14 protein-coding genes are annotated in these 12,426 nt (G+C 66.1%); 8 read left to right on the plus strand and 6 right to left on the minus strand.

What is annotated here, in order from left to right; all coding sequences use genetic code 11:
* Positions 1-19 precede the first annotated feature (19 nt).
* The 4 genes from ACZ50Q_RS09070 to bamC all read left to right on the plus strand — a co-directional run bounded on the left by ACZ50Q_RS09070 (position 20) and on the right by bamC (position 3,498).
* Positions 20-646 carry an L-threonylcarbamoyladenylate synthase gene (locus ACZ50Q_RS09070; RefSeq protein WP_076519995.1) on the plus strand — a complete coding sequence of 209 codons (627 nt, stop codon included), beginning with the start codon at positions 20-22 and terminating at the stop codon, positions 644-646.
* 69 nt (positions 647-715) lie between these two features.
* On the plus strand, positions 716-1,363 hold the full coding sequence (locus tag ACZ50Q_RS09075; protein ID WP_076519996.1) for a site-2 protease family protein: 648 nt from the start codon (positions 716-718) through the stop codon (positions 1,361-1,363).
* Positions 1,364-1,451: 88 nt separating this feature from the next.
* Positions 1,452-2,357, plus strand: a complete 906-nt coding sequence (gene dapA, locus ACZ50Q_RS09080; RefSeq protein WP_076519997.1) for a 4-hydroxy-tetrahydrodipicolinate synthase — start codon at positions 1,452-1,454, stop codon at positions 2,355-2,357.
* A gap of 16 nt (positions 2,358-2,373) precedes the next feature.
* Positions 2,374-3,498 carry an outer membrane protein assembly factor BamC gene (gene bamC / locus ACZ50Q_RS09085; protein WP_464081259.1) on the plus strand — a complete coding sequence of 375 codons (1,125 nt, stop codon included), beginning with the start codon at positions 2,374-2,376 and terminating at the stop codon, positions 3,496-3,498.
* Between the two features lie 92 nt (positions 3,499-3,590).
* On the opposite strand, the gene ACZ50Q_RS09090 is transcribed toward bamC, so the two are convergent.
* From ACZ50Q_RS09090 to ACZ50Q_RS09110, 5 genes are all read right to left on the minus strand, one after another.
* Positions 3,591-3,809, minus strand: coding sequence for an endopeptidase (locus tag ACZ50Q_RS09090; protein ID WP_076519999.1), 219 nt, complete (start codon positions 3,807-3,809; stop codon positions 3,591-3,593).
* A 218-nt stretch (positions 3,810-4,027) separates the two neighbouring features.
* Positions 4,028-5,221, minus strand: coding sequence for a JmjC domain-containing protein (locus ACZ50Q_RS09095; protein WP_464081260.1), 1,194 nt, complete (start codon positions 5,219-5,221; stop codon positions 4,028-4,030).
* A complete protein-coding gene (mutS, locus tag ACZ50Q_RS09100) occupies positions 5,218-7,872 on the minus strand; it encodes a DNA mismatch repair protein MutS (RefSeq protein ID WP_464081261.1) in 2,655 nt (884 codons plus the stop codon). Before mutS ends, ACZ50Q_RS09095 begins: the two co-directional genes overlap by 4 nt.
* A 156-nt stretch (positions 7,873-8,028) precedes the next feature.
* Positions 8,029-8,388, minus strand: coding sequence for a helix-turn-helix domain-containing protein (locus ACZ50Q_RS09105; protein WP_464081262.1), 360 nt, complete (start codon positions 8,386-8,388; stop codon positions 8,029-8,031).
* Between the two features lie 12 nt (positions 8,389-8,400).
* Positions 8,401-8,655: a type II toxin-antitoxin system RelE family toxin gene (locus ACZ50Q_RS09110; protein WP_464081263.1), complete on the minus strand. Its 255-nt coding sequence runs from the start codon at positions 8,653-8,655 to the stop codon at positions 8,401-8,403.
* A 562-nt stretch (positions 8,656-9,217) separates the two neighbouring features.
* Between ACZ50Q_RS09110 and ACZ50Q_RS09115 the strand changes: the two genes are divergently transcribed.
* From ACZ50Q_RS09115 to ACZ50Q_RS09130, 4 genes are all read left to right on the plus strand, one after another.
* Positions 9,218-9,577: a BPSL0067 family protein gene (locus ACZ50Q_RS09115; RefSeq protein WP_464081264.1), complete on the plus strand. Its 360-nt coding sequence runs from the start codon at positions 9,218-9,220 to the stop codon at positions 9,575-9,577.
* Between the two features lie 19 nt (positions 9,578-9,596).
* Positions 9,597-9,956, plus strand: a complete 360-nt coding sequence (locus ACZ50Q_RS09120; protein ID WP_464081265.1) for an STY0301 family protein — start codon at positions 9,597-9,599, stop codon at positions 9,954-9,956.
* Between the two features lie 70 nt (positions 9,957-10,026).
* Positions 10,027-10,929, plus strand: coding sequence for an aldose epimerase family protein (locus ACZ50Q_RS09125; RefSeq protein WP_464081266.1), 903 nt, complete (start codon positions 10,027-10,029; stop codon positions 10,927-10,929).
* Between the two features lie 75 nt (positions 10,930-11,004).
* Entirely contained in the window at positions 11,005-11,361 is a 357-nt protein-coding gene (locus ACZ50Q_RS09130; RefSeq protein WP_464081267.1) for a hypothetical protein, read from the plus strand.
* Positions 11,362-11,387: 26 nt separating this feature from the next.
* Here the strand turns inward: ACZ50Q_RS09130 and ACZ50Q_RS09135 are convergent, their stop codons facing one another.
* Entirely contained in the window at positions 11,388-12,401 is a 1,014-nt protein-coding gene (locus ACZ50Q_RS09135; RefSeq protein ID WP_464081268.1) for a zinc-binding alcohol dehydrogenase family protein, read from the minus strand.
* Positions 12,402-12,426 lie beyond the last annotated feature (25 nt).

Below are 12,426 nucleotides of genomic sequence, written 5' to 3' on the forward strand. Positions count from 1 at the left end.
AGGATGTTAGGATAAACCCATGGCTTTGTACTTCTCCGTCCACCCCGCAAATCCCCAGCCGCGGCTGCTCAAGCAAGCCGCCCAATGGCTCAACGACGGGGGCCTGGTGGCCGTGCCCACCGACTCCAGTTACGCCGTCGTGGCGCGGCTGGACGACAAGGCCGCCGCCGACGGGCTGCGCCGCCTGCGCGGGCTGGACGAACGCCACCATCTGACCTTGCTGTGCCGCGACCTGGCTGAAATCGGCCATTTCGCACGCGTCGACAACAAGCAATACCGCCTGCTGAAAGCCGCGACGCCCGGCCCCTGGACTTTCATCCTGGAGGCCACCAAGGAAGTGCCGCGGCGCGTTTCGCACCCGTCTCGCAAGACCATCGGCATCCGCGTGCCGGACCACGCCGTCCTGCTGGGCCTGCTGGAGCAGGCGGGATCGCCCCTGCTGTCCACCACGCTGATCCCCAAGGACGAAACCGACGCGCTCAATGACGCCGAGGAAATCCGGGCGCGCTACGACCACGACCTGGCCGCCATCATCGACGCGGGCGCCTGCCCGCAATCGCCCACCACCGTCATTGACCTGACCGGCGACGACCCGGTCGTGGTGCGCGTGGGTCGCGGCGATCCCGCCACCCTGGGTCTAGTCTGATCCCGTCCATCGCCTCGTCATGCGAGACACGCCGCGCCGGCGCGCGGCTCATCTACAATCCGGTTCGCCATGAATGACATCATCCAAACCATTGCGGTCTACGCGATACCGGTCATCTTCGCCATCACCCTGCACGAAGCCGCGCACGGCTACGTGGCGCGCATGCTGGGCGATCCGACCGCCTACGAGGCCGGACGGGTCAGCCTGAACCCGGCGCGCCACATCGACCCCGTCGGCACCTTGCTGGTGCCGGTCGCCATCCTGCTGGCGTCCAAGCTCATGGGCAGCCCCGGCCTGCTCTTCGGCTGGGCCAAGCCGGTTCCGGTGGACTTCGGTCGCCTGCGCCGCCCGAAGAAGGACATGGCCTGGGTCGCGCTGGCCGGCCCGGCCGCCAACCTGTTCATGGCCATCCTGTGGGCGCTGTCCCTGCGGCTGTTCATGGAAAGCGGCCTGCACGAAAGCTTCTGGTTCGAGATGGCCGTGGCGGGCGTGAACGTCAACCTCGTGCTGATGGCGCTGAACCTGCTGCCCATCCTGCCGCTGGACGGCGGACGCGTTCTGTTCAGCCTGCTGCCCAACCGGCTGGCCTGGCAATACTCCAAAATCGAGCCCTACGGACTGGTAATCGTCATCGTCCTGCTCGTCACCGATGTGCTCTGGTTATTGATGCAGCCAGTGCTCGGGTTGGGAACGACAATCGTTCAGTGGTTTCTGTAAGATTCCAGCCAATATCCGTTAAACTCAGCTGTTTCACTGAATTTGGCCCCGGGGCAATCCCGCTGCGGGGTTTTGGAGCCCTTCATCTATGGCATCCCCTGCTACCGCCGCAGGCGTTAATTTCCAGGGCAGCATGGTGGCCCTGGTCACCCCAATGCAACCCGATGGCAGCCTGGACTACGCTGCCTACCGGTCGCTGATCGACTGGCACGTCCAGGAAGGTACCGATGCGCTGGTGGTGGTGGGCACCACCGGGGAGTCGCCCACGGTCTCCATGGAAGAACACGCGGAACTGATCCGCGTTGCCGTCGAACATGCCGCCGGCCGCATTCCGGTCATTGCTGGCGTGGGCGCCAACTCCACCGACGAAGCCATCCACCTGACCCGCCACGCCAAGGCCGTGGGCGCGCAGGCCGGGCTGTCCGTCGTCCCGTACTACAACAAGCCTTCGCAGGAAGGCCTGTACCGCCACTTCCGCACCATCGCGGAAGCTGTTGACCTGCCCACCATTCTGTACAACGTGCCGGGCCGCACCGTTGCCGACATGAGCAACGAAACCGTCCTGCGCCTGGCGCAGGTGCCGGGCATCATCGGCATCAAGGACGCCACCGGCGACATCGCTCGCGGCGGCCTGCTGCTGCGCGAGGCGCCCGCCAGCTTCCAGGTCTTCAGCGGGGACGATCCCACCGCCGCGGCCCTGATCCTGCTGGGCGCGCGCGGCAACATTTCGGTCACGGCCAACGTGGCGCCCAGGCTCATGCGCGATCTCTGTGCCGCCGCCCTGGCTGGCAACGTGCCCAAGGTTCGTGAACTTAATGCGTTCCTGGCGCGTCTGAACAAGGCTTTGTTCGTTGAAGCCAACCCCATCCCCGTCAAGTGGGCGTTGGCCGAAATGGGCCGCAGCGCCCTCGGCTACCGGCTGCCGCTGGTTGAACTGGGCTCGCAGCATCACGCAACGGTGCGCGCTGCGCTCCAGGAAACGGGACTGCTCTAATATCGTGAGGAAACGTATGAACAAACGTCATGCCGGTTTGTCGGCATTGATGTCTCTGGTGTTGCTGGCCGGATGCTCCGAGGTCAATCAATTCCTGGGCAATGAAGAATCGGTCGATTACAAGAGCGCAGTCACTCAACGCGGAGAGCCCCTTAGCATCCCGCCCGACCTGACCCAGGCCAACAGCGACCCGCGCTATCGCGCGCCCGCTTCCGGCTCGACCACCTTCTCCGAGTTCCAGCAGCAGGGCGTGGCCCAGGCCAGCGCTCCTAAGACGAGCAACGTGCTGCCCAACCGCCAGGACATGCGCGTCGAGCGCGACGGCGACCTGCGCTGGCTGGTCGTGGAACGTCCGCCCGAGCAGGTGTTCCCCCGTCTGGTCGACTTCTGGACCGAAAACGGATTCACCGTCGCCACCAACAATCCCGGCGCCGGCCTGATCGAAACGGACTGGGCCGAAAACCGCGCCAAGATCCCCGAAAGCTGGCTGCGCCAGGCGCTGGGCGCCGTCCTGGAAACCGCCTGGGATAGCGGCGAGCGCGAGAAATTCCGCACCCGCGTCGAACGCGTCAACGGCCACACCGAAATCTACGTCAGCCATCGCCAGATGCTTGAAAAGCGCGTGGGCTACGACGGCGCGCAGGTGCAGTGGCAGAACGGCAAGGAAGATCCCGGCCTGAACGCGGCCATGCTGGCGCGCATGATGGTCTACCTGGGTACCGACGTCGACAACGCGCGCAAGCTGGTGCAGCAGGCCGAAGCCTCGCCGCAAAAGCCCGCCGTGCAGCAGGTTGTCCGTGCCCAGGGCGCAACGCTCATCATCAGCGAATCCTTCGACCGTGCGTGGCGCCGCGTCGGCGTGGCGCTGGATGGCGGCGGCTTTGCCGTCGAAGACCGCGACCGTTCCGCCGGCGACTACTTCGTCCGCTATGTCGACACCGACACCGGCGAAAAGATGGAACAACCGGGCTTCTTCAGCCGCATGTTCTCCGGCGACAAGCAGGCCCAGGCGCCGCAGTACCGCATCCACCTCGCGGGCAGCGGCGACCAGACCACGGTCTCGGTGCTGGACGCGAATGGCGCGCCCGACAACACCGCCACGGCGCAGCGTCTGCTGAGCGTCCTGAAGGACAAGATGTAATCACCCGCGCCGCAAGACGCAAAAAAACCCTGGCATTTTCGATGCCAGGGTTTTTTTTTGCGTCTTCAGTGCGGGGGTTCGTGCCTGAATGATTACGACGCCGGGGTGGTCGAGCCGCCCGGGGTGGTGGAACCGGAACCCGGCGTGGTGCCCGGGGTCGGGGCGGGCGCCGCCGGCGGCGTGCTGCTCGGGGCGGGCGTGGTCGTGGCGGGAGCGGGGCTGGTCGCCGGCGCCGCGGCATCTTCCTTCTTGTTGCAAGCGCTGAGCGAAACGGCCAGCACCGAGGCAATAATCAAGGTTTTGCTCATCATTATTTGGACTCCTGTAGATGACGACTCTTGAAACCCCGTTAGGGGAAACCAGAAGTCAGGCTACAGGAAGGCTCGGCCGCATCGCGTATGAAAGTTAAATAGGTCGCATCCCAAAGGCAACAAACCTTTCAGCTTCGTGTTATGTCTTTCTTGATGTGACCCGGATTACAGACCTGATTTCTTTCTGTGCGACACGGATACGCGGGCGTTTCCAGTTACTACGCAGCGCGGTAATGGATCCACCCCGAATCCAGCCAGTCCGCCAGGCAGGAACGCGCTTCGTCAGACAGGCGAGCGCAGGCGGGGTGGCCGCAGTCCAGGGTACGCATATCCGCCAACATCCGCAACGCCGCGTCCGCGGGCGCCATGGCGGTTTCTCCGTTGATGAAGAGCTGTTTGCCGCGATACAGCATGCGGCTGCGGCGATCCAGCACCAGACGGCCGGTGGCGGGCCAATCCTCTTCCAGGTCCACGTCCACGTCCTCGGGCGCGTCGAACACGCTGAGGTTGCTCGGCTCGGTCAGCCAGCAGCCCAGGAAGCGAGAGGCCAGGGCATCGTCAAAGCGCAGCTTTTCCACGGTTTCCAGCGTGGCGGCGACCAGCGCGTCGGGCAGCGCCGCAGGCGTGTCCACCGCCGGCTGGGCCGGGTCGCGATAGACGGCCGACAGCTTCGGGCCGGGCAGGGGCGGTTCGCCATACGGGCCGCCCAAAAGGCCCACGCGGGCCATGACCTGGTCGGCGGCCGCTTCCAGCAGGCCACGCGCCAGGGTCGCCTGGGTGGGCGCGCGAAAACCGATGGATATCGTCATGCAGCCGTCGCCCATGGCGACGCCGTCGTGGGCGGCCTGCGGCGGAAGATACAGCATGTCGCCCGGCGCCAGCACCGCCTTTTCCTCGGGCTGGAAGTTGCTCAGGATCTTGAGCGGCAGGTCCGGCTCGAGCGACAGGTCCTTCTGACGCCCGTAACGCCATTCGCGCTCGCCGGCAGCCTGCAGCAGGAACACGTCATAGCTGTCGAAGTGCGGGCCCACGCCGCCGCCGTGGCTCGCGATGCTGATCATCACGTCGTCCAGGCGGGCATCCGGAATGAAGCGGAACAGGGCCATCAGCTCGGCGGCCGCGTCGCTGTGCAGGTCCACGCTCTGCACCAGCAGCGTCCAGTCGCCCTCGTTGTCCTTGGGCAGGCGTGCGAAGGGGCCGTTTTCCATCTGCCATTCGCCGTTCTCGCGCCAGATGAGCCGCGACTCCACGTCGTCGCGCCGCGCCAGCTTCTTGACCGCCGCGATGGTGACCGGCGGCTTGAAGGCGGGGATGGCCTGGCGGATCAGCAGCGGCTTCTTCTGCCAATAGCGGCGCATGAAGTCGTTGGGGCTCTGGTTGTCCAGGAGCGGCAGGGGGTGATCGAGGTTCATTGGAGGTGCTTCTTCAAGCGGTAAAGGGCATCCAGCGCTTCGCGCGGGGTGAGGCTGTCGGGGTCGATGGCGGAGAGTTCTTCGCGCAGGGCGTCCAGCGCCTCGATGGCGTCGGAGCGCTCGGCCTGCGCATAGGCCTGGGCGTCCGCCTCGGCCGCGGCCGAGAACAGGCCGAGCTGCGGGGTGGGCGCGCCCTGGGCTTCCAGGCGTTCGAGCTCGCGCGTCGCCTGGCGGATGACCGCCGCGGGCACGCCCGCGCGCTGGGCCACCTGGATCCCGTAGCTGCGGCTGGCGGGGCCTTCGCGCACTTCGTGCAGGAAGACGATGCCGCCGGCCGATTCGGCGGCGGCCAGGTGGACATTGGCCGCCGTGGGCTGCTCGGCCGGCAGGCGCGTCAATTCAAAGTAGTGCGTGGCAAAGAGCGTCAGCGCGCGGTTGTGCGCCAGCAGGCGGCAGGCGATGGCCCAGGCAAGCGCCAGGCCGTCGTAGGTGGACGTGCCGCGGCCGATCTCGTCCATGAGCACCAGGCTGTTGGGCGTGCTGGCAGACAGGATGGCGGCAGCCTCCGTCATTTCCATCATGAAGGTCGAGCGCCCCCCCGCCAGGTCGTCGGCGGCGCCGATCCGGGTGAAGATGCGGTCGATCTTGCCGATCCGGGCGCGCGAGGCGGGCACAAAGCTGCCGATGCGCGCCAGCAGCACGATCAGCGCCACCTGCCGCATATACGTCGATTTACCGCCCATGTTCGGGCCGGTGATCAGCAGCATGCGCCGCGCCGGATCCAGGCGGCAGCCATTGGGCGTGAAGCGTTCGATGGCGCGCTCGACCACCGGATGGCGACCGGCCTCGATGTCGATGTCGGCCTGCTCGGACAGCTCGGGCGCGATCCAGTCATGGCGCTGCGCGTGCTCGGCCAGGGCGGCCAGCGTGTCCAGTTCGGCCAGCGCGGCGGCGCAGTCCGACAGCGGGCGCACGTGCTCGGCCAGGACATCGAGCAATTGCTCGAACAGCCATTTTTCCCGCGCCAGCGACCGGTCCTGCGCCGACAACACCTTGTCCTCCCAGGTCTTGAGCTCGGGCGTGATGTAGCGTTCGGCGTTCTTGAGCGTCTGGCGGCGCCGGTAGTCCTCGGGCACCTTGGCGGTCTGGCCCTTGGTGACCTCGATGTAGAAGCCATGCACGCGGTTGAACTCCACGCGCAGGTTGCTGATACCCGTGCGCTCGCGCTCGCGCGCTTCCAGTTGCACCAGGAAGTCGCCGCCGTCGGCCGCCAGCGCGCGCAGTTCGTCCAGTTCCGCGTCGAATCCCGTGGCGAGCACGCCGCCGTCGCGGATGGCCACGGCGGGCTCGGGCGCGATGGCGCGCATCAGCAGCGCGGCCAGCGCGGGATCCACGGACAGATGGGCGACCAACTCGCCGATGCGTGGCGAGGCCGACATGGGTTCAACCAGGTCCGCCAGCGCCGGCAACGCCTGCAGCGCGTCGCGCAGGCTGGCCAGTTCGCGCGGGCGCACCGACCGCAGCGCCAGCCGCGCGGCGATGCGCTCGATGTCGGGAAACGCGTTCAGCGCGGCGCGCAGGGACTCGAGCAGCCCGGCGGACCCGAACGTCTGCTCCACGTCCATGCGGCCCGCCAGCAGCGCCGAAATGGCCTGCTGACGCGCCAGCGCCTGCTCGTTTTCACGCAAGGGGTGATGCAGCCAGCGGCGCAGCAGGCGGCTGCCCATCGGCGTGCGGCAGCCGTCCAGCAGCGAGAACAGCGTGGGCGAGTCTTCGCCCGACAGCGTCTGCGTGAGTTCCAGGTTGCGGCGCGTGACCGGGTCCAGCAGCACGAACTGGCCGGGCCGCTCGGCCGACAGGCTTTGCACGTGCGCCAGCGCCTGCGACTGCGTGCGCGCGGCATAGCGCAGCAGGGCGCCAGCCGCGCAGATGCCCGCCGGCATGTCCTCGATATCGAAGCCCGCCAGCGTATCGGTCTTGAAGTGCGCCAGCAGGTGCGCCCGCGCGCCGTCGCTTTCGAAGTGCCAGTCCGGCACGCGGGAGCGGGCGCCCTCGATCGGGAAATCGAACTCGGCGCTGTCGGCGCACACGATCTCGGCCGGCGCAATGCGGTGCAATTCCGATTCCAACTGCGCGGGCGCGCATTCGGTCACGCGGAACTCGCCGCTGGCGAGATTCAGCCACGCCAGGCCCGCGCGCGGCGCGCGGGCGCTGCCGCCCACGAAGGCCGCCGCCAGCGCGCGGTCCGCCTTGGCGGGCAAGAGGGCGTCATCGGTCAACGTGCCGGGCGTCACGATGCGCACGATACGGCGCTCGACCGGCCCCTTGGAGGCGGCCGGATCGCCGATCTGTTCGCAGATGGCGATGGACTCCCCCATGGCCACGAGACGCGCCAGGTATTGCTCCATGGCATGCACGGGCAGGCCGGCCATGGGGATCGGCACCCCGTTGGACGAACCCCGCTTGGTCAACGTCAGATTGAGCAGACGCGCGCCGCGCTCCGCGTCTTCGTAGAACATTTCATAGAAGTCGCCCATGCGATAGAACAGCAGCAACGGCCCGGCCTCGGCTTTGAGGCGCAGGTATTGCTGCATCATGGGGGTGTGGCCCGCGTGGGCGTCGGCGGCGGTGTTTTGTGTTGCTGAATTCATGCCCGTGATTGTATCGGGGCGGGCGAAAGGTCGCCTTGCGCGGGGGGAGAATTCGATCAACGGTGCGTTAGCGAGCCTCGTTGCTCCACCCGGCGTTCCAGGGTGTCGCCCGCCTAGCGGCGCGGTCATCCCGTCAGGGGCTTTGCACTTCCAAGATCAGACATCAAGTTGATCGAACTGAAGGCCAAGCGCGGCCGCAATCCGCTCGCGCGTGGCTTTGCGCGGGCGCGCATCGTTTGCCTCCATGGCCGCATAGCTGGGTTGACGGATATCCAGCCGAGCCGCCATCTCAGTTTGCGTCACGCCTAGGTACTCGCGCCACGCACGGATGATGCTCCAGTCATTTTCGGTCATTCGTAGTACGACCTCATGCGGGATGCTGCCATCGGCGGGGATACGCGCATCGGAGCGGACTGGCGCATCATGCGCGCGCGTCAGTTCAAGATACTCGGCGTAGGGCAGCACGACAAAGGCCGGTTTTCCGTCGGCCTCCACGATGGTGGGATGCAGGTTCATGGCTGGTTCCTTCTAGTAAGTGTTGCCGTCGCGCTTCTTCACTTCTTGGATTTCGACGATGCGGATGACGGTATCGGCATCGAACAGCACTCGGTAATTGCCAACCCGGAGGCGGTAGCCGTATTCGTAATTCGTCAGGGCCTTCACGTTTTGGGCATTCGGCAGATCAGCCAAGGCGGTGACCGCGTTGGCGATGCGGCTGCGGTCTTGCCCGTCAATTTTCGCCAGTTGCTTCACAGCCTTCTTGTTCCAGTTGATCTTGAACATCCCGCACTCCGTCTGGCATGAATGAATTATAGCTAAACCTATATAGCTTAAAAAGGTTCTATAGATTTCCAGATTTTCGCTATCAAGGGGCTACGCGCCCAGCGGCTCACCCAGTTACTTGCTCAAGGTGTTGCCGAAGTGGAGGAGATTTTGGCGTAGGTTGGAACGTCGGGCGTGAGATGTGCCTTAGAACGGCTCCTATGCATCATGGAAGTGCGGCGAAGAGCGTCGGCGGCGGTGTTTTGTATTGCATGAATGCATGCCCGTAATCGTTTCGGGGCGGACGGAATGCCGCCGCGCGCAGGGGGGATTTCGATCAATGGCGCGCCAGCAAGCCAGACTGATCGGCGCCACCCCGCCGATCGCGGTATAGGAGGCCGGTGTTCAGCCTTGTTGGCCAGTTCGGACAAGACTGATAGTCCTGTTGGGGAAGATCCGGAAGACTGGATGTCATAAACCGGTGGCGCACAGTGTTTGCTCGCATCGCTGCGCGCTTGGCTGACCGCCAGCCGGCTTCCTGCCGCAAGGTCCTTGCGGCGCCAGCACGGAGATCAGGAGCAATATGGCCTACATTGCAACCATAGCGACCGTCCGAAGCCAAGGGGACGGAAGCAGGTATTTTGGAGAGTCGACTGAATGCGTCGCGGCGGCGAAGTATTTCGGACGTACGCCCGCAGCGAAGTTTTGGAAACGGGGCGCGCAGGTGAAAGGCAATACGAGTGTCTCCCCGGGCACCGTTATCGCCACGTTCGATGCCGACGGAAAGTACAAGGGACATGCCGCTATCTATGACGGGCAGACCAGCGTTGGCCTGAATGTCTACGATCAGTGGAGCGGCCGCGAATTCCAGCCCCGGGTGATCCTGTTCCGAGGCAGCGGTTATGTATCAAACGATGGAGACGCGTTTTATGTCGTTGAATGATCAATCATCGAGGCGGGTAATGACGGCCGGGTTCGCCTCGGTCACGCTGCTGCTGTCGCTTTTCCATAGCCAGATCGCCTTGGCGGATTCCCGCGTGTTTCAGTGCCCGGCGCAGATCCAGGTGGATGGCACGCCACTGTCCTTGTCCGGCCTAAACGTCTTCGAGGGGCCGATCGAGAACCGGGTCGCCCTGGTGCCTGAGACTTCCTCCGGCGAGCCCGGCACGATGCGTTGGCAGGTCGACCCCGGCGCGACGCCTTACATGAAATGCCGTTACCAGGGCTCGCGGCATTACCTGGTCATGGTGGCCGAGGGCGCCAGGCTCTGTATCGCCAAGGCAGCCGACGGCGAGCGGCCCTTCCAGGCATCGTGCTCCTGAACTTGCCGGTGCGCGGCGCGGACGGCACAATCGCACCGCGCGGCCCTTGTTCATGCCGCGGGAGCAGCCCGTGCCGGATTTTCCTTTTGCCGACCCGCTTGACGCCAGCGAGCGCGTTTACATCGCCAGTGGCGATCACCACGCCGAGTTCGCGCCGGGCGGGGGCGGGCGGCTGACGCGGTTGTCCACCGGCGGGCATGACTGGATCGTCCCGCTGACGGCCACCGAATGGCCTGCCGGAAAATGGCCGCGCGCCGGCTCGTATCCGCTGGCGCCGTATTCCAACCGCATCCGCGATGGCGTGTTCACGTTCAATGGCGCACGGTACGCGCTGCAGTCCGTGCCCAACCGCCCGCAAGCCATTCATGGCGCGGGGCTGTTTCAAGCCTGGCAGGTCCGCAACCTGGCGGCGGACAGTGTCGATCTGGTGCTGGACCAAGCCGCGGGCGTCCTGGGCTGGCCCTGGCCGTTCGAATGCGAGCAGCGCTGGCGGCTGGACAGCCGGGGGCTCAGTTTGAAGCTGGCCATCACCAACCGGGGCGACACGCCGATGCCGTGCGGGCTGGGCATTCATCCGTATTTCACCGCCGAGCGGGTGACGCTGCATGCGCGCCGCCTCTGGCCATCGGACGCCGACGGCCTGCCGACCGGCAGCCAGGCGGCGAATGTGCGCGCGTTGCGCCAGTCCGCCGAGGGCTGCGATACCTATCTGTCGCAGTGGCAGGGCCGCGCGACGCTGCATTGGCCCGACGGCCACGAGCTGGCGCTGCATGCCGATCCGGCATTCGCGCATCTGGTGGTGTACACGGCGCCGGGGGCTGATTTTCTGTGCGTGGAGCCGGTCACGAACGTGGCCGACGCCTTCAACCTGGCGGCGGCCGGCGAGACCCGTACCGGCATGCAGGTGCTGGAACCCGGCGAGCGCTTCAGCGCGACGCTGCTGCTGGCCCTGGCGCCGGCGCGGAAACCCTGAGGGACGCACAGGGCTTGGTAAGCGCCGAGGCCTGCGGCGATAATCCGCTGCAAACCAGGAACCAGGAGTCGTTACGTGAAAAAGCTCAGCACCGAACAACTGCAGGCCGCCGTCGAGACGCTGCGCCGGACCCAGGCCAAGCTGGCTCGCGCGGGCAACCTGCCGTTGGAACCGACCATTTACGCCAGCGCCAAGGGCTTTCGCCGCAACGTGCCTGATTACGTGTGGTCCTGGCTGTCCGGCCTGCTGGCGCCGCACAAGAGCCTGTCGTCCTGGATGGACACGCACCAGCCGGGCTGGCGCGAAGGCAAGACGCCGGCGGCCGTCGTCTATGCCCGCACCGAGAACGGCTGGTTCGAGTGGCTGATCTCGGAACTGGAAGCCGAAATCAACGACCCGCACGCCCGCGCCAAGCGCGAAGGGCGCGGCTAAGGACGCCGCGGCCCCGCGCCGCCTTCCTAGAACCCCTCCAGCACGATCTTGCCCCGCGCCTTGCCGCTTTCGATGAAGGCGTGGGCGCGCCGCAGGTTTTCGGCGTTGATCGTGCCGTAGTGTTCGCCCAGCGTGGTGCGCAGCGTGCCGTTGTCGATGAGGCGGGCGGCCTGGTTCAGCAGCTCGTGCTGGGCGATGAGGTCGGGCGTGTTGTGCAGGGGCCGCGCGAACATGAATTCCCAGTGCAGCGACGCCGATTTGCCCTTGAGCAGCCGCACGTCGATGGCCGCGGGGTCGTCGATCAGGGCGATCTTGCCTTGCGGCGCGATGGCCTCGGCCATTTGCGGGAAATGCTTGTCGGTGTGGGTCAGGCCGGCGATATAGCTCACATTCTCGAAGCCGATGCGCTTGAGTTCATCGGTCAGCGGCTTGGTGTGGTCGATGACGTGATGCGCGCCCAGTTCGCGCACCCAGGACTGGGTCTCGGGACGCGAGGCCGTGCCGATGACGGTCAGGCCGGTGAGCTGGCGCGCCAGTTGCACGAGGATCGAGCCCACGCCGCCCGCCGCGCCGATCACGAGCAGGCTGTGCTGGCTGGGGGCGGCATTGTCCAGCACCCGCAGGCGGTCGAACAGCAATTCCCACGCGGTGATGGTGGTGAGCGGCAGGGCGGCGGCCTGCGCGAAATCCAGGCTCTTGGGCATGTGGCCGACGATGCGCTCGTCCACGACGTGGCGTTCGCTGTTGGCGCCCGGCCGGGTCAGGGCGCCGGCATACCAGACACGATCGCCCGGTTTGAAGAGACTGGTCCGCGCGCCCACCGCGCGCACGATGCCGGCGGCGTCCCAGCCGATGATTTCGGGCTGGCCGTCGCGGGGCTTGCGGTTGGCGCGGATCTTCACGTCCACGGGGTTGACCGAGATGGCATGCACGTCCACCAGCAGGTCGTGGTCGCCCGGAACGGGTTCGGGCACGGTGATGTCCTGCAAGGCGTCGGCGTTGTCGGCAGGCAGGTTCTTGAAGTAGGCAATGGCTTTCATGGTGCGGGATTCACAGGGATAAGGG

It is taken from the genome of Achromobacter sp. T5-5 (genome assembly GCF_055397965.1).